Source organism: Serratia sp. CY32780, from assembly GCF_052169135.1.
In the GTDB taxonomy this organism is placed as follows: Bacteria; Pseudomonadota; Gammaproteobacteria; order Enterobacterales; family Enterobacteriaceae; genus Serratia; species Serratia sarumanii.
The window spans coordinates 84,605-107,088 of record NZ_JBJNLI010000004.1 but is presented as its reverse complement, the minus strand read 5'-3'; the positions used below and the strand labels follow the sequence as shown (position 1 = coordinate 107,088).

Genomic DNA, 22,484 nt, shown 5'->3' with positions numbered 1-22,484 from the left:
ATCCGTTGAAATAAACGCGGTGCAATAAAATCACCTTGAGTTGGTTAATGCTACACCAACAAGGTAGACATAATCCTGTGGAGTAGAACATGAGCGATAAAATTATTCACCTGACTGACAGCAGCTTCGACGCTGACGTGCTGAAAGCGGAAGGGCCGATCCTGGTCGATTTCTGGGCTGAATGGTGTGGGCCGTGCAAGATGATTGCTCCGATTCTGGATGAGATTGCCGAAGAGTTCGAAGGCAAACTGACCATCACCAAGCTGAATATCGATCAGAACCCGGCTACCGCGCCCAAGTACGGTATCCGTGGCATCCCTACGCTGTTGCTGTTCAAGAACGGTGAAGTGGCCGCGACCAAGGTTGGCGCGTTGTCCAAAGGTCAGCTCAAAGATTTCCTGAACGCGAATCTGTAATCGGGCGGGAAGCCCAGTATCAGGCGCCTGGCGGTGATGTTCAATTCACCGCTAGACGCCTGCCAAGAAGCGTGTTAAGTTTAACCACACTGCATATAGAACTTGCCCGAAGTTTTAAATCTAAAGAGTTTGAATCTAAAGCTATACTCTGTGTCGAATCACTGGCGTTGAAAGTAAACTGAACTCAGCCCGTGTTTTGGCAATCAAACGGTTTTGCAAAAATCATTTTTAAGGTACCTTCGATCTTCAACCGTCAATGCGTGCGCCCGATGTAAGCCATTTCTTACCGCGACGGCCCTGCGCCCGGTGATCGAACGTCCAGTAAACAGGCACGCATCTCGCTGCCATACCATTCACGATACAAGTTCGAGACATACCCCGAGTTTAAGAACCCACCACTATGAATCTTACCGAATTAAAGAATACGCCGGTTTCTGAGCTGATTACTCTCGGCGAAAATATGGGGCTGGAAAACCTTGCCCGCATGCGCAAGCAGGACATTATCTTCTCCATTCTGAAGCAACATGCGAAAAGCGGAGAAGATATCTTCGGCGACGGCGTGCTCGAGATATTGCAGGATGGATTCGGTTTCCTCCGCTCTGGAGACAGTTCCTACCTCGCCGGTCCCGACGACATCTACGTATCCCCTAGCCAAATCCGCCGCTTCAACCTCCGCACAGGTGACACCATTTCCGGTAAGATTCGCCCGCCAAAAGAAGGCGAGCGCTATTTTGCCCTGTTGAAAGTCAACGAAGTCAACTACGACAAGCCGGAAAACGCCCGCAGCAAGATCCTGTTCGAGAACCTGACGCCGTTGCACGCCAATTCCCGTCTGCGGATGGAGCGCGGCAATGGTTCGACCGAAGACCTGACGGCGCGCGTACTGGATCTGGCGGCACCGATTGGCCGTGGCCAGCGCGGCCTGATCGTGGCGCCGCCGAAAGCCGGTAAAACCATGCTGCTGCAGAACATTGCGCAGAGCATCGCCTACAATCACCCAGACTGCGTGCTGATGGTGCTGCTGATCGACGAACGTCCGGAAGAAGTGACCGAGATGCAGCGTCTGGTGAAAGGCGAAGTGATCGCATCGACCTTCGACGAGCCGGCTTCGCGCCACGTGCAAGTGGCCGAAATGGTGATCGAGAAGGCCAAGCGTCTGGTTGAGCACAAGAAAGACGTGATCATTCTGCTCGACTCCATCACCCGTCTGGCGCGTGCCTACAATACCGTGGTACCGGCTTCCGGCAAGGTGCTGACCGGTGGTGTGGACGCCAACGCCCTGCATCGTCCGAAGCGTTTCTTCGGTGCGGCGCGTAACGTGGAAGAGGGCGGCAGCCTGACCATCATCGCGACCGCGCTGGTCGATACCGGTTCGAAGATGGACGAAGTGATCTACGAAGAATTCAAAGGTACCGGCAACATGGAATTGCACCTGGCGCGTAAAATCGCCGAGAAGCGCGTATTCCCTGCGATCGATTACAACCGCTCCGGTACCCGTAAAGAAGAGCTGCTCACCACTTCCGAAGAGCTGCAAAAAATGTGGATCCTGCGCAAAATCATTCACCCGATGGGTGAGATTGACGCGATGGAGTTCCTCATTAATAAGTTGGCGATGACTAAAACCAACGATGAATTCTTCGATATGATGAAACGCTCATAATTCGTTAAAAAATTCGCTGAACGCCACGCCTAGTCGTGGCGTTTTTCGCTTTTGGCGGATACGATAAGTAGCAGTAATGGAAAAGTAAGTTGTTTCCTCGACTTATTGAGAATTCATCTTGTTTGTCGGTCGGCTCGGTGCCGGTCGGCTTTGCTGCTGTCGTTTTGTCAGCCGATGCGAAGAAAATAGGCATGAATCACCGTTGTCATAGGAAATGACCGAAAGGTGGCGGGGGTCGATGGCACAAGCTATTGCCCGTGGTAAGCTGCCTTATCTTCTACAGAGATCTGTTAACTGTGAACTTACTCACTATGAGTACTGAAATTCTATTTGTTTTCCTGTTTTCTTTGGCTTTTCTCTTTGTTGCCCGCAAGGCGGCAAAACGTATTGGTCTGGTAGATAAACCCAATTATCGCAAACGCCATCAGGGGCTGATTCCACTGGTCGGCGGTATTTCCGTTTATGCCGGATTGTGCTTCGCGTTTTGGATTTCCGAACAACCTATCGCGCACGCCAAGCTTTATCTTACCTGCGCCGGCATTCTGGTGTTTGTGGGCGCGCTCGACGATCGTTTCGACATCAGCGTTAAAATCCGCGCCCTGGTGCAGGCGTTGGTCGGCATCGCCATGATGGTGTTCGCCGGTCTGTATCTGCGCAGCTTCGGCCATGTACTGGGCGACTGGGAGATGTTGCTGGGGCCGTTCGGCTATCTGGTGACGCTGTTTGCGGTATGGGCGGCGATCAACGCCTTCAACATGGTCGACGGCATTGATGGCCTGCTGGGTGGGCTGTCGTGCGTCTCCTTCGGCGCGCTGGGTCTGTTGCTGTACCTGAGCGGCCACCATGAGATGGCGTTCTGGTGCTTTGCGATGATCGCCACCATCGTTCCCTATATTTTGCTCAACCTCGGCATTCTCGGCCGCCGTTATAAGGTGTTCATGGGGGACGCCGGCAGTACCCTGATCGGCTTTACCGCCATTTGGCTGCTGCTGCAAAGCTCGCAGGGCAAGGCACACTCGATTAATCCGGTGACCGCACTGTGGATCATCGCTATTCCGCTGATGGACATGATAGCAATCATGTATCGTCGTTTACGCAAGGGGATGAGCCCCTTCTCTCCCGATCGTCAACATATTCACCACCTGATCATGCGAGCCGGCTTTACGCCGCGGCAGGCTTTTGTGTTGATTACCCTGGCGGCCGCATTGCTGGCGGCGGTTGGCGTGATCGGCGAACGCCTGACTTTTATCCCAGAGTGGGTTATGTTGGCATTATTCTTGCTTGCTTTCTTCCTGTACGGTTACTGCATCAAGCGCGCCTGGCGGGTTGCGCGGTACATTAAGCGTATCAAGCGTCGCCTGCGGCGTTCGAGCGATAACAAGCAAGTATCTTAACCAGAGGCTTTTTGGCTGTGATGAATCCAGAAACAACGTCTGACAAGCATACCCCGGCGGTGGATAACGAACTCGATATCCGCGGCCTGTGCTGCACCCTGTGGCGCGGCAAACCGTGGATTATCGGCATTGCGGTGCTGTTCGCGGCGGTCGCGCTGATCGTCTCTTATCTGGTAAAGCAAGAATGGAGCGCGACCGCAATCACCGACAAACCCACGGTAAATGCGCTGGGCGGTTACTACTCCCAGCAGCAGTTCCTGCGCAATCTGGATGTGCGCACGCTGCCGGCGACGGCCGGCGATCAGCCGAGCATCGCGGACGAAGCCTACAATGAGTTCATCATGCAGCTGGCGGCTTACGATACGCGTCGCGATTTCTGGCTGCAGAGCGATTACTACAAGCAACGTCAGGAAGGGGATGCCCGCGCGGATGCGGCGCTGCTCGACGAGCTGATCAACAACATCCTGTTCACGCCGCGCGACGACAAGAAAGTGCCGAACGACGGCGTGAAGCTGACGGCGGAAACTGCCGCGGACGCCAACCGCCTGCTGCGTCAATACGTGGCCTTCGCCAGCCACCGCGCTGCCCTGCACCTGAACGAAGAGATCCAGGGGGCGTGGGCCGCTCGCACTACCTCAATGAAGGCGCAGGTCAAGCGGCAGGAAGCGGTGGCGGAGTCGGTTTACAAGCGCGAGCTGAACACCACGCAGCAGGCGCTGAAAATCGCCGAAAGCCAGGGGATCAGCCGCGCGCAGACCGACACTCCGGCCGAGCAACTGCCGGATTCGGATCTGTTCCTGCTGGGCCGGCCTATGCTGCAGGCGCGTCTGGAAGGCCTGCAGGCCTCCGGCCCTACCTATGACCTGGATTACGATCAGAACCGCGCGATGCTGGCGACGCTGAACGTTGGCCCGACGTTGGATGAGAAGTTCCAGACCTATCGTTATTTGCGCACGCCGGAAGAGCCGGTAAAACGCGACAGCCCACGCCGGGTCTTCTGGCTGATTCTGTGGGGCGCGATGGGCGCTTTGGTTGGCGCGGGCGTTGCCTTGGCGCGTCGGCCGCGTAGTTAAAAATAATATAATAATCTGATGCAGGGCGCGTGAGCGCCCGATTCGCAGGCGGGGCCTGCGATTAACCGACCAAAAGAGATTCGCTGTGAAAGTGTTGACTGTTTTCGGCACCAGACCTGAAGCCATCAAAATGGCACCGCTGGTACATGCACTGGCCCAGGATGAGGCTTTTGACGCAAGAGTCTGCGTAACGGCACAGCATCGTGAGATGTTGGATCAGGTATTGCGGTTGTTTGAGATCACGCCGAATTACGACCTGAACATCATGAAACCCGGCCAGGGGCTAACGGAAATCACCTGCCGCATCCTGGAAGGGCTGAAAGGGGTGCTGGAAGACTTCAAACCGGACGTGGTGCTGGTGCACGGCGATACCACCACTACGCTGGCGACCAGCCTGGCGGCGTTCTATCAACGCATCCCCGTCGGGCATGTCGAGGCCGGGCTGCGTACCGGCAATCTGTATTCTCCCTGGCCGGAAGAGGCCAACCGCAAACTGACCGGCCACCTGGCGATGTACCATTTCGCGCCAACCGAGAACTCGCGCCAAAATCTGTTGCGCGAACTGCTGCCGGACAACCGTATTTTCGTGACCGGCAATACGGTGATCGACGCTCTGTTCTGGGTGCGTGACCGCGTGATGAGCGATGCCGCGCTGCGGGCTGGCCTGGCACAGCGTTATCCGTTCCTCGACGCCGACAAGAAACTGATCCTGGTCACCGGTCATCGCCGCGAAAGCTTTGGCGGCGGTTTTGAGCGAATTTGCAGCGCGCTGGCGGAGATCGCCCGCAATCACCCGGAAGTACAGGTGGTGTATCCGGTGCATCTCAATCCGAACGTCAGTGAGCCGGTGAATCGCATTTTGAAAGGCATCGACAACGTCATGCTGATCGAGCCGCAGGATTATCTGCCGTTTGTCTATTTGATGACCCAGGCTTACATGATCCTGACCGATTCCGGTGGCATTCAGGAAGAGGCGCCATCGTTAGGTAAACCGGTGCTGGTGATGCGCGACACCACCGAACGCCCGGAAGCGATAGATGCGGGCACGGTGCGTCTGGTCGGCACCGATGTGACCAAAATTGTTGAAGCGGTGACCCGGCTGTTGACGGACGAAAGCGAATATCACGCGATGAGTCGGGCGCATAACCCATACGGTGACGGACATGCCTGTCAGCGTATCCTCGAAGCTTTAAAGAATCATCAGGTGACACTATGAGTTTTGACACTATTTCGGTTATCGGCCTGGGTTATATCGGCTTGCCAACGGCGGCGGCGTTCGCTTCCCGCAAGAAAAAAGTGGTGGGTGTAGATGTTAACCAACATGCGGTAGATACCATTAACCGCGGCGCGATCCACATCGTCGAACCGGATCTGGACAAAGTGGTCAAGGACGCCGTCGACGGCGGTTTCCTGCGGGCGGTGACCAAACCGCTGGCGGCCGATGCGTTCCTGATCGCGGTGCCTACGCCGTTCAAGGGCGATCACGAGCCGGATCTGGCCTATGTCGAAGCGGCGGCGAAATCGCTGGCGCCGGTGCTGAAAAAAGGCGATCTGGTGATCCTGGAGTCCACCTCGCCGGTGGGGGCCACCGAACAAATGGCGGACTGGCTGGCGCAGGCGCGCAGCGATCTCAGCTTCCCGCAGCAAGCGGGCGAAGCGGCGGACGTGAATATCGCCTACTGCCCGGAGCGCGTGTTGCCGGGGCAGGTGATGGTGGAGCTGATTCAAAACGACCGCGTGATCGGCGGCATGACGCCGAAGTGCTCGGAACGTGCCAGCGCGCTGTACAAGATTTTCCTCGAGGGCGAATGTGTGATCACCAACTCGCGCACCGCCGAGATGTGCAAGCTGACGGAAAACAGCTTCCGCGACGTAAATATCGCCTTTGCCAACGAACTGTCGTTGATCTGCGCTGAGCAGGGGATCAACGTCTGGGAACTGATCCGCCTGGCGAACCGCCATCCGCGGGTGAATATTCTGCAGCCGGGGCCGGGCGTCGGTGGTCACTGCATTGCCGTCGATCCGTGGTTTATCGTGGCGCAGAATCCGCAGCAGGCACGCCTGATCCACACCGCACGTCTGGTGAACGACGGCAAACCGCTGTGGGTGGTCGACCGGGTGAAAGCGGCGGTGGCCGATTGTCTGGCCGCCACCGACAAGCGCGCGTCCGAGGTCAAAATTGCCTGCTTCGGCCTGGCCTTCAAACCGAATATCGATGATTTGCGTGAAAGCCCGGCGGTAGAAGTGGTACATCTGATCGCCGAATGGCACGTCGGCGAAACGCTGGCGGTGGAACCGAACGTCGAACAGTTGCCGAAGTCATTGGCCGGCCATGTGACGTTGACGCCAATCGCGGAAGCGTTGCAGCAGGCCGATGTGATCGTGATGTTGGTCGATCACCAGCAGTTCAAGGCCATCCGGCCGGAAGAGATCAAGCAAAGCTGGGTGGTGGATACTAAGGGAGTCTGGCGTTGAAACGTATTTTAGTTACCGGTGGTGCCGGTTTCATTGGCTCCGCGGTTGTGCGGCACATCATCGAGGCCACCGGCGATAGCGTGGTGGTGGTGGATAAGCTGACCTATGCCGGTAACCTCGAGTCGCTGGCGGTGGTGGCCGAGAGCGAGCGCTATGCTTTCGAGCAGGTCGACATCTGCGATCGTGCCGAGCTGGATCGGGTATTTGCCCAGTATCAGCCGGACGTGGTGATGCACCTGGCGGCGGAAAGCCACGTCGATCGTTCTATCGACGGCCCAGCGGCCTTTATCGAGACCAACGTGGTGGGCACTTACACTATGCTGGAAGCGGCGCGCCAGTACTGGCAGCCGTTGGCTGCAGAGAAGAAGCAGGCTTTCCGTTTCCATCATATCTCCACCGACGAAGTGTATGGCGACCTGCACGGCACCGACGATCTATTCACCGAAACCACGCCGTATGCGCCGAGCAGTCCGTATTCCGCCTCCAAGGCGTCGAGCGATCATCTGGTGCGCGCCTGGTTGCGCACCTACGGTTTGCCGACCCTCGTGACCAACTGCTCGAACAACTACGGCCCTTATCACTTCCCGGAGAAGCTGATTCCGTTGGTGATCCTGAATGCGGTAGCCGGCAAACCGCTGCCGGTATACGGCAACGGCGCGCAGGTGCGTGACTGGCTGTATGTCGAAGATCACGCGCGCGCGCTCTATCAGGTCGTGACCGAAGGCGTGGTAGGCGAAACTTACAATATCGGCGGCCATAACGAGCGCAAGAATATCGAAGTGGTGCAGACCATTTGCGATCTGCTGGAAGAACTGGCGCCGAACAAGCCGCAGGGCGTGGCGAACTACCGCGATCTGATCACTTACGTGAAGGATCGCCCGGGTCACGATATGCGTTACGCCATCGACGCCGGCAAAATCGATCGTGAGTTGGGCTGGCGGCCGCAGGAAACCTTCGAAAGCGGCCTTCGCAAAACCGTAGTTTGGTACCTGAACAACGAGACCTGGTGGCGCCGGGTGCAAGACGGTTCTTATGCCGGCGAGCGTTTGGGGCTGTCAGATTAATTTAACGCCGTGTCGCTCTGCGGCTGCGCGGCGGGTTTTGGAGCAAGTATGAAAGGTATTATTCTGGCTGGCGGTTCCGGTACGCGTCTGCATCCGATCACGCGCGGCGTGTCCAAGCAACTGCTGCCGATCTACGACAAACCGATGGTCTATTATCCGTTGTCGGTGCTGATGCTGGCGGGAATCAAAGATATTCTGATTATCTCCACGCCGGAAGATCTGCCTTCATTCAAGCGGCTTTTGGGCAGTGGTGAAGCATTCGGTATCAATCTCAGCTATGCCGAACAGCCAAGTCCCGATGGCCTGGCTCAAGCATTTTTGATCGGTGAAGAATTTTTGGCCGGTGAGCCGAGCTGTCTGGTTTTGGGCGACAATATTTACTTTGGTCAGGGGTTCAGTCCCAAGTTGAGAAGCGTTGCAGCACGCACCACCGGCGCGACCGTGTTTGGCTATCAGGTGATGGATCCCGAGCGCTTTGGCGTGGTGGAGTTTGACGACCACTTCCGCGCGCTGTCGATCGAAGAAAAACCGGTTAAACCGAAGTCTAACTGGGCGGTGACCGGCCTGTACTTCTACGATAGCCAGGTGGTGGAGTTTGCCAAACAGGTGAAGCCTTCGGAGCGCGGCGAGCTGGAAATCACCAGCATTAACCAGATGTATCTGGAACGCGGAGAGTTGAACGTCGAGCTGCTGGGGCGTGGTTTCGCCTGGTTGGATACCGGCACGCACGACAGTCTGCTGGAAGCCAGCAGCTTCGTGCAGACGGTAGAAAAACGCCAGGGCTTTAAAATCGCCTGTCTCGAGGAGATCGCCTGGCGCAATGGCTGGCTGGATGATGAGGGCGTAAAACGCGCGGCTCAGACGCTGGCCAAAACCGGTTACGGCAAATATTTACTGGATTTACTGCATGCGCGTCCACGCCAGTATTGAGCCGCTGGTTTGGGAGAGCGACTTCTTCCAATTAGAGAGCGCCAAATTACATTTCGATAGCTCGGCGGCACCCGTAGCCGAGGCTGATTTGGATGCCTATGCGTTGGTGCAGGCCAAAATTCCCGCTTACCGCCTGGGATGGGCCGATGCGCTGTCGACGCTGGGATTCCGGCTGGTCGAAGGGGAAGTGGATCTGGTGGTGAACGTTGCGCCTGAAAGCGCGATGGCCGATGCCGCTTCGGCGGTTGCGGTGCGTCAGGCCGTTCCCGAGGACATCCCGTCATTGCGCGCTGCCGCCGGTGAGGTGTTCGCTGCCAGCCGATTTCGCGCCCCGTGGTACGATCGCGCCGATAGCGGGCGATTCTATGCGGCCTGGATCGAAAAAGCGGTGCAGGGCACCTTTGATCATCAATGCTTGCTGGTGCTGGATAGCCAGGGGCAACCCGAAGGCTTTGTCAGCCTGCGTGACATTGGCGGCCAGGAAATGCGCATTGGCCTGTTGGCGGCGTTCCCCGGCGCATCCGGCCGGGGCGTGGGCGCCAGGCTGATGACGGCGGCGATCGCCGAATGTCGGCAGCAGGGGATGCAGCGCCTGCGGGTTGCGACCCAGGTGGGCAATATCGCCGCATTACGACTCTATCAACGACAGGGTGCCGTGATTGAAAGCACCGCGTACTGGTTATACAGAGGTAGACATGATTCCATTTAACGCTCCACCGGTTGTTGGCACTGAACTGGAATATATGCAGGCTGCCATGGGCAGCGGCAAATTGTGCGGCGACGGCGGTTTCACCCGCCGCTGCCAGCAGTGGATGGAACAGCGTTTCGGCAGCGCGAAAGTGTTGTTGACGCCTTCCTGCACCGCGTCGTTGGAAATGGCCGCCATTCTGCTGGATATCCAGCCGGGTGACGAAGTGATCATGCCAAGCTTTACCTTCGTTTCCACTGCCAACGCCTTTGTGCTGCGTGGCGCCAAAGTGGTGTTCGTCGACCTGCGTCCAGACACCATGAACATCGACGAAACCAAAATCGAAGCGGCGATCACCGATAAAACCCGCGCGATTGTGCCGGTGCACTATGCCGGCGTGGCCTGCGAGATGGATACCATCATGGCGCTGGCGAAGAAATATAACCTGTTCGTGGTGGAAGACGCCGCGCAGGGCGTGATGTCGACCTACAAAGGCAAGGCATTGGGCACCATTGGCCATATCGGCTGCTTCAGCTTCCATGAAACCAAAAACTACACCGCCGGCGGCGAAGGCGGCGCGACGCTGGTGAACGATCCGGCCCTGATCGATCGGGCGGAAGTCATCCGCGAAAAAGGCACCAACCGCAGCCAGTTCTTCCGTGGCCAGGTAGACAAATATACCTGGCGTGACATCGGTTCCAGCTATCTGATGTCCGACCTGCAGGCCGCCTACCTGTGGGGCCAGCTGGAAGTGGCGGAGCGCATCAACCAGCGCCGTTTGGCTCTGTGGCAGAATTACTACGACAGCTTCCTGCCGTTGACCCGGTCAGGCCGCATCGAACTGCCGGTCATCCCGGCCGACTGCGTGCATAACGCGCACATGTTCTATATCAAGTTGCGCGATATCGAAGAGCGCACGGCCTTTATCGACTACCTGAAGGAAGCCGAAATCATGGCGGTGTTCCACTATATCCCGCTGCATGATTGCCCGGCCGGCGAACGCTTTGGCCGCTTTGCCGGCGAAGATCGTTACACCACGCAGGAAAGCGCGCGCCTGGTGCGCTTGCCGCTGTTCTACAATATGTCTGATGTCAATCAGCGTACGGTAATCAATACCATCCTGAGTTTCTTTGCCTGATATGTCGTTGGCAAAAGCATCGATATGGACCGCCGGCTCCACGCTGATCAAAATCGGCGTGGGGCTGTTGGTGGTGAAACTGCTGGCGGTGGCGTTTGGCCCCAGCGGGGTGGGGCAGGCGGGTAACTTCCGCCAGTTGATTACCGTGCTGGGCGTGCTGTCCGGCGCGGGCATTTTTAACGGTATCACCAAATACGTGGCGGAGTACCACCAGGATCCGCAGCGTCTGCGTCTGGCGGTGGGCACCGCGTCGAGCATCGTGCTGGGCTTTTCGACCTTGCTGGCGCTGGTGTTTCTGTTCGCCGCCGAACCGATCAGCATCGGGCTGTTCGGGCATGCCGATTACGTCGATGTGGTGCGCGCCGTCGCTTTCATTCAGATGGGCATCGCCTACGCCAACCTGTTTATGGCGGTGCTGAAAGGCTATCGCGACGCGATGGGCAATGCGCTGGCGGTGATCGGCGGCAGCCTGCTCGGCGTGGTGGCTTATTACCTGTGCTTCAAGCTGGGCGGTTATGAAGGCGCGTTGGCGGGGCTGGCGCTGGTGCCGGCGTTGGTGGTGCTGCCGGCCGGGCTGATGCTGTGGCGGCGCAAAACGCTGCCGTTGCGCTACCTGGCGCCGCGCTGGGACAAACTCGTGGCCGGCAACCTCGGCAAGTTCACCGTCATGGCGCTGATCACTTCGGTGACGCTGCCGGTGGCCTATGTGATGATGCGTAACCTGTTGGCCGCGCATTACGGTTGGGATGAAGTGGGGATCTGGCAGGGCGTCAGCAGCATTTCCGATGCCTATCTGCAGTTCATCACCGCCTCGTTTACCGTCTATCTGCTGCCGACGCTGTCGCGGCTGACGGACAAGGGCGCCATCTCGCGGGAGATCGTGCGCTCGTTGAAATTCGTGCTGCCGGCGGTAGCGGCGGCGAGCTTTACGGTGTGGCTGCTGCGTGATTTCGCCATCTGGCTGCTGTTCTCGGATAAATTCGTCGCCATGCGCGATCTGTTTGCCTGGCAGCTGGTGGGCGACGTGCTGAAAGTCGGGGCTTATGTGTTCGGCTATCTGGTGATCGCCAAAGCGTCGCTGCGCTTCTATATCCTGACGGAAGTCAGCCAGTTTCTGCTGCTGACGCTGTTCTCGCACTGGCTGATCCCGCTGCACGGCGCGCTGGGGGCGGCTCAGGCCTATATGGCAACCTACATCGTGTATTTCGCGCTCTGTAGCTGCGTATTTCTTATCTATCGTAGACGAGTATGACCACACTGATTCACGTTCTGGGATCCGATATCCCGCATCATAACCAGACGGTGCTGCGCTTCTTCAACGACGTGCTGGCGCCGCGTTTGCCGGCTGAGCAGACGCGGCATTTTATGGTGGCGGCCAAGGATGTGGCGGCACTGGGTGATTTCCCCGCCCTGAACATTGAGCCCTACGCAGACAAGAAAAGCCTGGCGGCGGCGGTCATCGCGCGCGCTCAGGCCGATCGCGATGCGCGCTTCTTCCTGCACGGCCAGTTCAATCCGGGGCTGTGGCTGGCGCTGCTGAGCGGCAAGATCAAGGCGCGTCAGGTCAGTTGGCATATTTGGGGCGCCGATCTGTATGAAGACGCCACCAGCTGGAAATTCCGGCTGTTCTATCTGCTGCGCCGCATTGCGCAGGGGCGAGTAGGGAACGTGTTTGCTACCCGCGGCGACGTGATCCACTACCAGCAGCGCCATGCGCGGGTGCCGGCCTCGCTGCTGTACTTCCCGACCCGCATGGATCCGGCGCTGACCGACGTTCACGTCGAGAAAAACCTGGCCGGGCCGATGACGATTCTGGTGGGTAACTCCGGCGATCGCAGCAATCGGCATATCGAAGCGCTGCAGGCGATTCATCAGCAGTTCGGCGCCGACGTGCGCGTGATCCTGCCGATGGGTTATCCGGGCAATAACGATACCTACATCGAGCAGGTGCGCGCCGCCGGGTTGCCGCTGTTCGGCGAGAAAAACCTGCAGCTGCTCACGCAGCAGGTGGCGTTTGAGGACTACCTCAATATTCTGCGCGCCTGCGATCTCGGCTATTTCATTTTCAATCGCCAGCAGGGGATTGGCACCTTGTGCCTGCTGATTCAGTTCGGCGTGCCTTTCGTGCTCAGCCGGCAAAACCCGTTCTGGCAGGATTTGGCGGAACAGCATCTGCCGGTGCTGTTCTACGGCGATTCGCTGGACGAGGCGGTGGTGCGTGAAGCGCAGCGTCAGCTGGCGGCGGTCGATAAGCAGGCGATCGCCTTCTTCAATCCGAACTATGTTGACGGTTGGCAGCAAGCCCTGGCGTTGGCGGCGGGAGAGCACTCATGACGTTGGCGCAATTCGGCGGCCTGTTCGTCGTCTATCTGGTCAGCCTGACGTTTATCCTGACGCTGACCTATCAGGAGTTTCGGCGCGTGCGCTTTAACTTCAACGTCTTCTTCTCGCTGCTGTATTTGCTGACGTTTTATTTCGGTTTTCCTTTGACCTGCCTGCTGGTGTTCCAGTTTGACGTCGAGGTAGTGCCGGTGGAGTTTCTGCTGTACGCCCTGCTGTCGGCGACGGCGTTTTACGCCATCTATTACGTTACCTACAAGACTCGGCTGCGCAAGCGCCGCACACAGCCGCGCGCTGCGCTGTTTACCATGAACCGGGTGGAAACCCATATGACCTGGGTGCTGCTGGCGCTGGTGGCGATCGGTACCGTTGGGATCTTCTTCATGCAGAACGGCTTCCTGCTGTTCAAGCTCAATTCCTACAGCCAGATCTTCTCAAGCGACGTGTCCGGTGTGGCGCTCAAGCGGTTCTTTTACTTCTTCATTCCGGCGATGCTGGTGGTCTATTTCCTGCGGCAGGATCTGCGCGCCTGGTTCTTGTTCCTGGTGGCGACGGTGGCGTTCGGCATTCTGACCTACGTGATCGTCGGCGGCACCCGCGCCAACATCATCATTGCCTTCGCGCTGTTCCTGTTTATCGGCATCGTGCGCGGCTGGATCACGCTGTGGATGCTGGCGGCGGCGGGCATATTCGGCGTGGTCGGTATGTTCTGGCTGGCGTTGAAGCGCTACAGCCTGGACGTCAGCGGTGCGGAAGCGTTTTATACCTTCCTCTACCTGACCCGCGATACCTTCTCGCCGTGGGAAAACCTGGCGCTGCTGTTGCAAAATTACGACAAGATCGATTTCCAGGGCCTGGCGCCGATCTTGCGTGATTTCTACGTCTTTATCCCTACCTGGCTCTGGCCCGGCCGGCCGGACGTGGTGCTGAACTCGGCCAACTACTTCACCTGGGAAGTGCTGAACAACCACTCCGGGCTGGCGATTTCGCCGACGCTGATCGGTTCGCTGGTGGTGATGGGCGGCGCGCTGTTTATCCCGCTCGGCGCGATTCTGGTGGGCATGATCATCAAGTGGTTCGACTGGCTGTATGAGCTGGGCAAAACCGAGCCGAACCGCTATAAGGCGGCCATTCTGCAGGGGTTCTGCTTCGGCGCGGTGTTCAACATGATCGTGTTGGCGCGGGAAGGGGTGGATTCATTCGTGTCGCGCGTGGTGTTCTTCTGCATTATTTTCGGCGCCTGTCTGGTGCTGGCGAAGTTGCTGTATTGGCTGTTCGATACCGCCGGGCTGATCAAGGCCAGAGTGACGCGCACCCGCGCGCTGGCGTCGCCGCCTCGGGTCAACGGTCTTTTGTAAGGGTAATGAGAACGATGGAAGCAAAGATTTCGGTGCCGCAGTATGAGCTGCGCGGTTTCAGCCTGTGGGGCTTTCGCGATATGGCGCACTGCATGGACTTTTTGTTCGACGGCGGCCGGGTAAAACAGGGCACGCTGGTGGCCATGAACGCGGAAAAGATCCTGAAGGCGGAAGAGGACCAGGCGCTGCATGCGTTGCTGGATGAGGCGGAGTACAAGTACGCAGACGGCATCAGCATGGTGCGCTCGATTCGCCGCAAATACCCGGCGGCGGACGTTTCGCGCGTTGCGGGCGCCGATCTGTGGGAAGCCTTGATGCAACGCGCCGGCCGTGAAGGCACGCCGGTCTTCCTGGTCGGCGGCAAGCCGGAGGTTTTGGCGGAAACCGAGCAAAAGCTGCGCAGCCAGTGGAATGTCAACCTGGTGGGCAGCCAGGACGGCTACTTCAAACCGGATCAGCGCGAGGCGCTGTTCGAGCGTATTCGTGCCAGCGGCGCCGCGATCGTGACGGTGGCGATGGGATCGCCGAAGCAGGAGATTCTGATGCGCGACTGCCGCAAGGTGCATCCGCAGGCGCTGTATATGGGCGTGGGCGGCACCTACGACGTCTTTACCGGCCATGTGAAGCGTGCGCCCAAGGTGTGGCAGAATCTCGGTCTGGAATGGCTCTACCGCCTGCTCAGCCAACCCAGCCGCATCGGCCGGCAGTTGAAGCTGTTGAAGTTTGTCGGCTACTATTACAGCGGCAAGATGTAACCCCTCATCCGGGGCGGAAAGTGCTGTTCCGCTCCGGTCTGCTGTACCAATAATCTGCTTTTGCGCGTTTCTCCCGCATATCTATAACCCTCGGCCCTAAACGTCGTCGCATTTATTCCATAAAGTTTTAAATTGCGGTTTGCTTATAGCGGCGAAATGCGAAACGATACCGCCCGGAAATTATCCCTGGCCGCTGAAGCTTGATGCGACAGCGCTGAACGATGTCCTTCTCACGGTCACTTCGCTCCGACAACCCGTTGATGCCAATCCGATCGGCAGGGGATGATTTATTCTTTTAATAATGACAATAACGACCGGCAGCGGCCGGCAGGCAAACACGACCCGAGAAAAATTATTGAGGATTTATGGCACACAAAGATAAACCGCAAGGGCTACACCGGGGCCTTGAGGCCCGGCATATCGAGCTTATCGCTCTGGGGGGCACCATCGGTGTCGGCCTGTTTATGGGCTCGGCCAGTACGCTGAAATGGGCGGGGCCGTCGGTGCTGCTGGCTTACATCATCGCCGGACTGTTCGTGTTCTTCATTATGCGTTCGATGGGGGAAATGTTGTTCCTCGAGCCGGTCGCCGGGTCATTTGCCGTTTACGCGCATAAGTACATGAATCCCTACTTCGGTTATCTGACCGCCTGGGGCTACTGGTTTATGTGGATTGCCGTCGGCATTTCTGAAATCACCGCCATCGGGGTGTATGTGCAGTTCTGGTTCCCGGAAATACCGCAGTGGGTGCCGGCGCTGATCGCCGTGGCGATGGTCGCGTTGGCCAACCTGGCGGCGGTGCGCCTGTACGGTGAGCTGGAGTTCTGGTTCGCCATGATCAAGGTCACCACCATCATCGTGATGATTCTGGTGGGGCTGGGGGTGATCTTCTTCGGCTTCGGCAACGGCGGTGAACCTATCGGTTTCGCCAATTTGACGGCGCACGGCGGTTTCTTTGCCGGCGGCTGGAAAGGCTTCCTGTTTGCGCTGTGCATCGTGGTGGCATCCTATCAGGGGGTTGAACTGGTGGGCATCACCGCCGGGGAAGCCAAGAACCCGCAGGTGACGCTGAAACGCGCGATCAACAATATCCTTTGGCGCATCCTGATCTTCTATGTCGGTGCGATCTTCGTCATTGTCACCATCTTCCCGTGGAACGGCATCGGCACCACCGGCAGCCCGTTCGTGCTGACCTTCGCCAAGATCGGCATCGTTGCCGCCGCCGGCATCATCAACTTCGTGGTGTTGACCGCCGCGCTCTCCGGTTGCAACAGCGGCATGTACAGCGGCGGCCGCATGCTGTACGCCCTGGCCAAGAACCGCCAACTGCCGGCGGCGTTGACCAAGCTTTCCGCCAGCGGCGTGCCGGTGAACTGCATCGCCGTCACCATCGGCTGCCTGTTGGTGGGCTCCGCGCTGAACTACATCATCCCGAATCCGGAGCAGGTGTTCGTTTATGTCTACAGCGCGAGCGTGCTGCCGGGCATGGTGCCGTGGTTCGTGGTGCTGATAAGCCAGCTCTATTTCCGCCGCGCCCATAAGGAAGCGATCAAAAACCACAGCTTTAAGTCGATCATGTTCCCGTATGTGAACTATCTGACCATCGCTTTTCTGGTTTGCGTGCTGGTCGGCATGGGAATCAACCCGGATACGCGCATTTCCCTGCTGGTCGGGGCGATTTTCTTAGCCGGTGTCAGCCTGTGCTACTTCGCTTTCGGCATGCACAAGAAACATCATCCGGTTGAAAATCGGGTAGAAACGCGCCAATAAACGGCGAAAAGGGGCTACGGAGTGCGCTTTTGTGCGCGGGAGTGAGCAAAGCGTAATCAAACGCAACATTTCTGCGAAAAAGCACTAGACAGGATTGGCGTAAATCCGTAGTATCCCCTCCCGCAACGGCGCTACGCGCCCGTAGCTCAGCTGGATAGAGCGCTGCCCTCCGGAGGCAGAGGTCTCAGGTTCGAATCCTGTCGGGCGCGCCATTAAGTTTGTGCGCAGGAGCTGCGGTGGTATATTACCGCGTGAGTAAGAAGTAGTAATGGTGGCTATAGCTCAGTTGGTAGAGCCCTGGATTGTGATTCCAGTTGTCGTGGGTTCGAGTCCCATTAGCCACCCCACTTCCTGATGAAGTGACGATTTAGCAGTATTTTGTGACAGTGCGAAGGTGGCGGAATTGGTAGACGCGCTAGCTTCAGGTGTTAGTGTTCTTACGGACGTGAGGGTTCAAGTCCCTCTCTTCGCACCACGCAAAATATCTGATAAATATAAGATTTATATGGACAATGGTCTGATAAATCGGGTAGTATGAGCAATACAAATCGGCGAGTAGCGCAGCTTGGTAGCGCAACTGGTTTGGGACCAGTGGGTCGGAGGTTCGAATCCTCTCTCGCCGACCACTTTCAAAAAAACCGACGCAAGTCGGTTTTTTTACGCCTGCAGTTTATGAGGATGAGTACCTCCGCAGGAGGTTCGAACCTCGCGAAGCGAGACGAAGGTAGGCCCGTGCAGCAATGCGCGGGCTTTTTGCGTATCTAAGGATGGGCACTTTGTCTCTGTCGGCAAGCGTGTTGGTTTTCAGCGACAGCGCCATCCAGCGCTGTCGTCAGGTTGAGACAAATAATTGATTGATTTAAAAAGATAAAATGGGCTTTGGCTTAAGTCGTCGTTTTGAGGCGACATTCTTATTACGGCTGCTGGTATGGAATGCCAGAGAGTGGCATATAACAGGAAAGACAGGGTTAAATTAAAAATTAATATATTTCAATGCATTGAGACCCGTTTTTTATTGGGAATGGCCTCAGCCTTAAAGTTGGCACGCCAAGTGCAATATCAATAGCGTAGATGCTCATTCCACCTCTTATGTTCGCCTTAGGCCTCATAAACCCTGGGAATGACGCAGAGCCGATTTAGGGTGCCTATCGCCCACGAGAACGATGACTAACCCGTCATCACGCTCAGGGCAAAACGTTGAGTGAGGCACCGCCCCTGTTGTCCTAGACCTGATTGCTTCTTTATACACTTGCCCTGCGGCAAGTGTTTTTTTTTGCGCCTCAGGATGTTAACTGGCAAAAAAAAGCGCGGCATCAAGAGCCGCGCTGTTCTTCAATCGTGCAGGGCGCTATTCGCCGCCGTTCTGTTTCAGCGTCAACATCAGTCCTTCGCGCCGCATCTGCGCCGCTTCATCCGAACGATGCAGTTTTTCCAGCGTATCGGCCAACCAGGCGTAGTCGTAGGCATCCGGGCGCTGTTTCAGCGCTTCGCGGAAGACGTCGGCCGCCTGCTGCCACTCGCCGTGTTTCATCAGCAGCTGCCCCAGCGTGCTGTTCAGCAGCGGCGTCGCGCCGTGCTGCTTCATCTGCTGGCGCAGCGCTTTCTCCAACTGCTCGGGGTTGCCGGATTTCAGCCGCGGCAGCAACAGCACCAGGCGCTCGTCGTATTGGCGCTTCAGGCTGTCGAGCACAATTTCCTGCGCCAGTTCGTGGTCGTTGCATTCGATCAGGTGTTCCACCATCGCGATTTGCAGCGGCACTTCGTGACGCGTCTTGCGGCTCTGATCTTTCCACCAGCGTTTCAGGCCTTCGCTGCCTTCGTCCGCCATCGCCTGATTCATCAGCCCGATATAAGCCTGCTGCTGCAATGCCTGCAGTTGCTCTTCGCTGTGGAGTTCGATTTTACGCATCGACGGCAGCACTTCCAGCAGCGACGCATAGGCGCCGGTGCGCAGATAGGCTTGTTCCGCCAGGCGCAATACTTCCGGATGACGCGGTGCCTGGTTCAGCAGGCGATCGACGCCGTGGCGCGCGGCGTGGTTCTCGCCCTGCGCCAGCTGGATGCGAACCCGGGTGATGTCCACCGGCAGTTGATCGGTGTCGGCCGCTTCGGCAGCGCGCTCCAGATACTGATTGGTGCGGAAGTCGTCGCCGCGTTGCTGTGCGGCCTCGGCGGCCAGCAGGTAGTTCACCACCGGCTGTTCAGCATGGTCGGCGTTGCGCGTCATCAGCTTCTCGACCTGCTTGTAGTCGCCTTCCGCCAGCTTGATCAGCGCGGCTTTGGTTTGCTGGCGCGCGCGGGTGCGCTTGCGGCCGATAAACCAACCGCGCGTGCGGGCGCCGGTACGGAAAATGCGGCGCAGGATCCACTCGATCGCCAGCAACACCACGAACAGCAGCACCAGCATAATCACCAGGCCGGTGACGCTGGTTTCAATATTGTAATTGTCGGTCTGGATCAGCACATAGCCCTGATGCCCGGCCAGCATCGGCCCGAGCACCACGCTGGCGATCACCACCAGGAACAGAAATAGCACGCGTAACATGGCTTAACCCTCCTGGTGAGCGGCAGGGGACTGGGTCATCAGGTTGCGCACCCGGGTCTGCATCACTTTTTCCAGCAGCGGCTGGCTTTTCAGCTGATCCGGCACGTCCATCGAGATCGACTGTTGGCTCAGGCTGTCCAGCTCTTCCAGGAAGGCCTTGGTCGCCGGATCGGTGGTGTCGAAATAGGCGCGCACCCAGGTGGAGACGGTTTCCAGCGATTGCTTGTAGGTCTCGTTCTGGTGGCGCGGGATGGCCTGCGCGGCCACCAGCAGGCGCGAACGGATGTTTTCGCGCAGGTAGATGTCCTGGTTCGGCGCCAGCAGCGGTTCGGCGCTGGCGTCGCGGCGGCGGATGGTAATGAAGTCGGCCATGAAATTGCGCCAGCTCTTGGCCAGGTTCTGCCGCCACTCGGCGATCGAACCGGAGAGCTCGCTGCTGTTTTGATCCATCGGCGCTTCGTCGGTGTCGTTGTCCGCCAAGCGCAGGTTATCCACCTGATTGGACAGCTGATTGACCTTGAGGATGATGCCGTCGTAATCGACCTGGGTCAGCGTAGCAAGCGTGCCGATGTCTTCGGTAATGGCGCGGCGCACGTCGAGCAGGCTAGGATCGTTCATGTCCGCCAGGCTGGCGTCGGCGCTTTTCAGCAGCGCGGCGGCGCTGGTCACGTCCTGATCGCTCCACAGCTTGCGGCCGGCCATTTTCACCAGGAAATCGGCCTGCGCCAGCAGCCAGGTTTTGGCGTCGCTGCCGGAGATGGTCGCCACTTTTTCCTGCAGTTCGCTCAGCTGGCGCGCAAGGTTCGCCTGCTCGCGATCGGCGGCGTCCAGGGTTTTACCCTGCTGCTGCAACAGGCCTTCCAGCGCATTTCTTTCCTGCTGCTGGCTCTGCTTCACGCCTTCAAGCTGCTGCTGCAGCGCCTGATTGGCGGCGATCAGCTGTTGCGCCTGCTGGTGCGTGTGGTAATAGCCGCCCGCGCCGAGGGCGATGACCAGCACGATAGCGATCGCGCCGAGCACCGGGCCGGTGTTCTTGCCTTTGCGGCTGGCAGCGGCTGGCTGCTGGGAGCTCTCAACCGCGGTGGTTGGCTCTTCAACCGGGGCGGATGGGGTATTTTGTTCCGTCATAGTGGCACATCCCATAGTCAGATTATTGTAGCGCGCGGATCAGCGCGTCATTATCGGCGTTGTCAGCTACCCGAATCGTACGCCAGCCCAAATCCCGGGCGAGGGTAGCCAGGCGTTCGCTCACTACTACCAGGCGGCAACGCAGCAGCCATGAAGAACGATAGTAATCAGGAACTAAAGTATAGAGCTGTTGTAACATTTCACCGCTGGTCACCACCAGCGTATCCACACCGGCGCGCTGCCAGTGGGCGCTCTGCTCGCTGCCGTCGTAGTGCACCGGGCTGCGTTGATAGCATTCATAATAGCTGACGTCGGCGCCGCGCTCGCTCAGCGTCGTGCCCAGCAACTCGCGGCCGCCGTTGCCGCGCAAAATCAGCGCGCGTTTGCCCGCCAGCTTTTGCAGCGCCGGCAGCAGCAGCAGCGTTTCGCTGATCTCGCGTTCCCGCGGGTATTCCACCGGCAAACTGCTGATGCGGTGCAGCGCCAGCCCGGTGGTGCGGCCGATGGCGTAATAAGTCAGGTGCGCGGGCCAGCTCAGCCCGGCGCGGCCGATGACCGAATCGGCATAGTTCACCGAATGCTGCGACAGCACGAATACCAGATCGCCGGCGTTCAACTGCTGCAACGCCTGCGGCAGCTGCGGCAGATCGCCGCCGGGGGCGAAGTCGATCAGCGGTGCATGATAGGCAACCCGGCCGAGTGCGCGCAGCCGGCTCACTAACTGCTCTCCCGAAGGCGATGGGCGGGTTACCAGGATCGTCATGCCGGCGGATTTCCCTGATAAACTTCGCGCAGGATCTCGCGCGCGCCGCGCGCCAGCAGCTCTTCCGCCAGCTCAACGCCCATCCGTTCGGCCTCGGCGGCCGGGCCGCGGCGCTCGCCGCGCACCATCTGGCTACCGTCCGGCGCGCCGACCAGGGCACGCAGCCACAGGCTGTCGCCATCCAGTTCGGCATAGCTGCCGATCGGCACCTGGCAGCCGCCTTCCAGACGGGTGTTCATCGCCCGTTCGGCGCGCACGCGTGTTTCGGTGGCCGCATGGTTCAGCGGCGCCAGCAGCGCGCGGGTGACGCTGTCGTCGAGACGGCATTCAATGCCGACCGCACCCTGGCCGACCGCCGGCAGGCACTCTTCGGCGCTCAGCGGGCTGCGGATGCGTTGCTCCAGCCCCAGGCGTTTCAGGCCGGCCACCGCCAGAATAATTGCGTCATAGTCGCCGTTGTCCAACTTGGCCAGGCGAGTGCCGACGTTGCCGCGCAGGTCGCGCACGATCAGATCCGGGCGGCGTTCACGCAGCTGGCACTGGCGGCGCAGGCTGGAAGTGCCGACCACGCTGCCCTGCGGCAGTTGATCGAGCGAGGCGAAACGGTTGGAAACAAAAGCGTCGCGCGGATCTTCGCGTTCGCAAATGGTGGTCAAACCCAGGCCGGCGGGGAAATCGACCGGCACGTCTTTCATCGAGTGCACGGCGATGTCGGCGCGGCCTTCCAGCAGCGCCAGCTCGAGTTCTTTAACAAACAGGCCTTTACCGCCGACTTTCGCCAGCGGCGTATCCAGAATAACGTCGCCGCGCGTCACCATCGGCACCAACTCGACCTGCAGGCCGGGATGGCAGGCCATCAGACGTTGCTGCACATAATGTGCTTGCCAGAGTGCAAGCGGGCTTTGTCGGGTGGCAATTCGAATAATTTTGTCTAACATGCTTGTTACCGTTTTTATATTTCGCCATCCATCCTACCACTGAGAGCCAA

General features: G+C 58.5%; 19 protein-coding genes and 4 tRNA genes. 19 read left to right on the top strand and 4 right to left on the bottom strand.

The window, feature by feature from the left end; genetic code table 11:
- Positions 1–89 precede the first annotated feature (89 nt).
- The 19 genes from trxA to ACJ8HH_RS18210 all read left to right on the top strand — a co-directional run bounded on the left by trxA (position 90) and on the right by ACJ8HH_RS18210 (position 17,686).
- The gene (trxA, locus tag ACJ8HH_RS18300) at positions 90–416 is read left to right on the top strand and encodes a thioredoxin TrxA (protein WP_033636629.1); all 327 of its coding nucleotides are present in this window, start codon (positions 90–92) and stop codon (positions 414–416) included.
- A gap of 400 nt (positions 417–816) precedes the next feature.
- Complete coding sequence (rho, locus tag ACJ8HH_RS18295; protein ID WP_004934188.1) at positions 817–2,076, top strand: transcription termination factor Rho; 1,260 nt, start codon at positions 817–819, stop codon at positions 2,074–2,076.
- A 296-nt stretch (positions 2,077–2,372) separates the two neighbouring features.
- Positions 2,373–3,470 (top strand): UDP-N-acetylglucosamine--undecaprenyl-phosphate N-acetylglucosaminephosphotransferase, encoded by a 1,098-nt coding sequence (gene wecA, locus ACJ8HH_RS18290; protein WP_049233749.1) that lies wholly within the window; start codon positions 2,373–2,375, stop codon positions 3,468–3,470.
- A gap of 20 nt (positions 3,471–3,490) precedes the next feature.
- Entirely contained in the window at positions 3,491–4,543 is a 1,053-nt protein-coding gene (gene wzzE, locus ACJ8HH_RS18285) for an ECA polysaccharide chain length modulation protein (RefSeq protein ID WP_033636634.1), read from the top strand.
- Positions 4,544–4,628: 85 nt separating this feature from the next.
- Positions 4,629–5,759 carry a non-hydrolyzing UDP-N-acetylglucosamine 2-epimerase gene (wecB, locus tag ACJ8HH_RS18280; protein WP_033649873.1) on the top strand — a complete coding sequence of 377 codons (1,131 nt, stop codon included), beginning with the start codon at positions 4,629–4,631 and terminating at the stop codon, positions 5,757–5,759.
- Entirely contained in the window at positions 5,756–7,018 is a 1,263-nt protein-coding gene (wecC, locus tag ACJ8HH_RS18275; protein WP_033649872.1) for a UDP-N-acetyl-D-mannosamine dehydrogenase, read from the top strand. The genes wecB and wecC overlap by 4 nt, the downstream gene beginning before the upstream one ends.
- Positions 7,015–8,082, top strand: coding sequence for a dTDP-glucose 4,6-dehydratase (gene rffG, locus ACJ8HH_RS18270; protein ID WP_033649871.1), 1,068 nt, complete (start codon positions 7,015–7,017; stop codon positions 8,080–8,082). The genes wecC and rffG overlap by 4 nt, the downstream gene beginning before the upstream one ends.
- 48 nt (positions 8,083–8,130) lie before the next feature.
- Complete coding sequence (rfbA, locus tag ACJ8HH_RS18265; protein WP_033649870.1) at positions 8,131–9,012, top strand: glucose-1-phosphate thymidylyltransferase RfbA; 882 nt, start codon at positions 8,131–8,133, stop codon at positions 9,010–9,012.
- A complete protein-coding gene (gene rffC / locus ACJ8HH_RS18260; RefSeq protein WP_033649869.1) occupies positions 8,990–9,721 on the top strand; it encodes a dTDP-4-amino-4,6-dideoxy-D-galactose acyltransferase in 732 nt (243 codons plus the stop codon). The genes rfbA and rffC overlap by 23 nt, the downstream gene beginning before the upstream one ends.
- Positions 9,708–10,838, top strand: coding sequence for a dTDP-4-amino-4,6-dideoxygalactose transaminase (gene rffA / locus ACJ8HH_RS18255; protein ID WP_039568155.1), 1,131 nt, complete (start codon positions 9,708–9,710; stop codon positions 10,836–10,838). Before rffC ends, rffA begins: the two co-directional genes overlap by 14 nt.
- A gap of 1 nt (position 10,839) precedes the next feature.
- On the top strand, positions 10,840–12,090 hold the full coding sequence (gene wzxE / locus ACJ8HH_RS18250) for a lipid III flippase WzxE (protein WP_033649867.1): 1,251 nt from the start codon (positions 10,840–10,842) through the stop codon (positions 12,088–12,090).
- Complete coding sequence (locus ACJ8HH_RS18245) at positions 12,087–13,172, top strand: TDP-N-acetylfucosamine:lipid II N-acetylfucosaminyltransferase (protein ID WP_039568151.1); 1,086 nt, start codon at positions 12,087–12,089, stop codon at positions 13,170–13,172. Before wzxE ends, ACJ8HH_RS18245 begins: the two co-directional genes overlap by 4 nt.
- Entirely contained in the window at positions 13,169–14,536 is a 1,368-nt protein-coding gene (gene wzyE, locus ACJ8HH_RS18240) for an ECA oligosaccharide polymerase (protein ID WP_039568148.1), read from the top strand. The genes ACJ8HH_RS18245 and wzyE overlap by 4 nt, the downstream gene beginning before the upstream one ends.
- Positions 14,537–14,550: 14 nt before the next feature.
- Positions 14,551–15,291, top strand: a complete 741-nt coding sequence (wecG, locus tag ACJ8HH_RS18235; RefSeq protein ID WP_033636645.1) for a lipopolysaccharide N-acetylmannosaminouronosyltransferase — start codon at positions 14,551–14,553, stop codon at positions 15,289–15,291.
- 365 nt (positions 15,292–15,656) lie between these two features.
- A complete protein-coding gene (thrP, locus tag ACJ8HH_RS18230; protein WP_039568145.1) occupies positions 15,657–17,060 on the top strand; it encodes a bifunctional threonine/serine APC transporter ThrP in 1,404 nt (467 codons plus the stop codon).
- A 135-nt stretch (positions 17,061–17,195) separates the two neighbouring features.
- Positions 17,196–17,272 (top strand) — tRNA-Arg (locus tag ACJ8HH_RS18225).
- 59 nt (positions 17,273–17,331) lie between these two features.
- Positions 17,332–17,407: transfer RNA gene (locus ACJ8HH_RS18220), tRNA-His, on the top strand.
- 41 nt (positions 17,408–17,448) lie between these two features.
- Positions 17,449–17,535, top strand: a tRNA-Leu gene (locus ACJ8HH_RS18215).
- Positions 17,536–17,609: 74 nt separating this feature from the next.
- Positions 17,610–17,686 (top strand) — tRNA-Pro (locus ACJ8HH_RS18210).
- Positions 17,687–18,408: 722 nt separating this feature from the next.
- On the opposite strand, the gene hemY is transcribed toward ACJ8HH_RS18210, so the two are convergent.
- From hemY to hemC, 4 genes are read right to left on the bottom strand one after another with little or no spacing between them, the layout of a single operon-like run.
- Positions 18,409–19,605: a protoheme IX biogenesis protein HemY gene (gene hemY, locus ACJ8HH_RS18205; RefSeq protein ID WP_060388290.1), complete on the bottom strand. Its 1,197-nt coding sequence runs from the start codon at positions 19,603–19,605 to the stop codon at positions 18,409–18,411.
- Positions 19,606–19,608: 3 nt separating this feature from the next.
- Positions 19,609–20,733 (bottom strand): uroporphyrinogen-III C-methyltransferase, encoded by a 1,125-nt coding sequence (gene hemX, locus ACJ8HH_RS18200; RefSeq protein WP_033636648.1) that lies wholly within the window; start codon positions 20,731–20,733, stop codon positions 19,609–19,611.
- Between the two features lie 22 nt (positions 20,734–20,755).
- Positions 20,756–21,496 carry a uroporphyrinogen-III synthase gene (gene hemD, locus ACJ8HH_RS18195; RefSeq protein ID WP_033636649.1) on the bottom strand — a complete coding sequence of 247 codons (741 nt, stop codon included), beginning with the start codon at positions 21,494–21,496 and terminating at the stop codon, positions 20,756–20,758.
- Positions 21,493–22,434 (bottom strand): hydroxymethylbilane synthase, encoded by a 942-nt coding sequence (hemC, locus tag ACJ8HH_RS18190; RefSeq protein WP_004934233.1) that lies wholly within the window; start codon positions 22,432–22,434, stop codon positions 21,493–21,495. Before hemC ends, hemD begins: the two co-directional genes overlap by 4 nt.
- Positions 22,435–22,484: the final 50 nt, after the last annotated feature.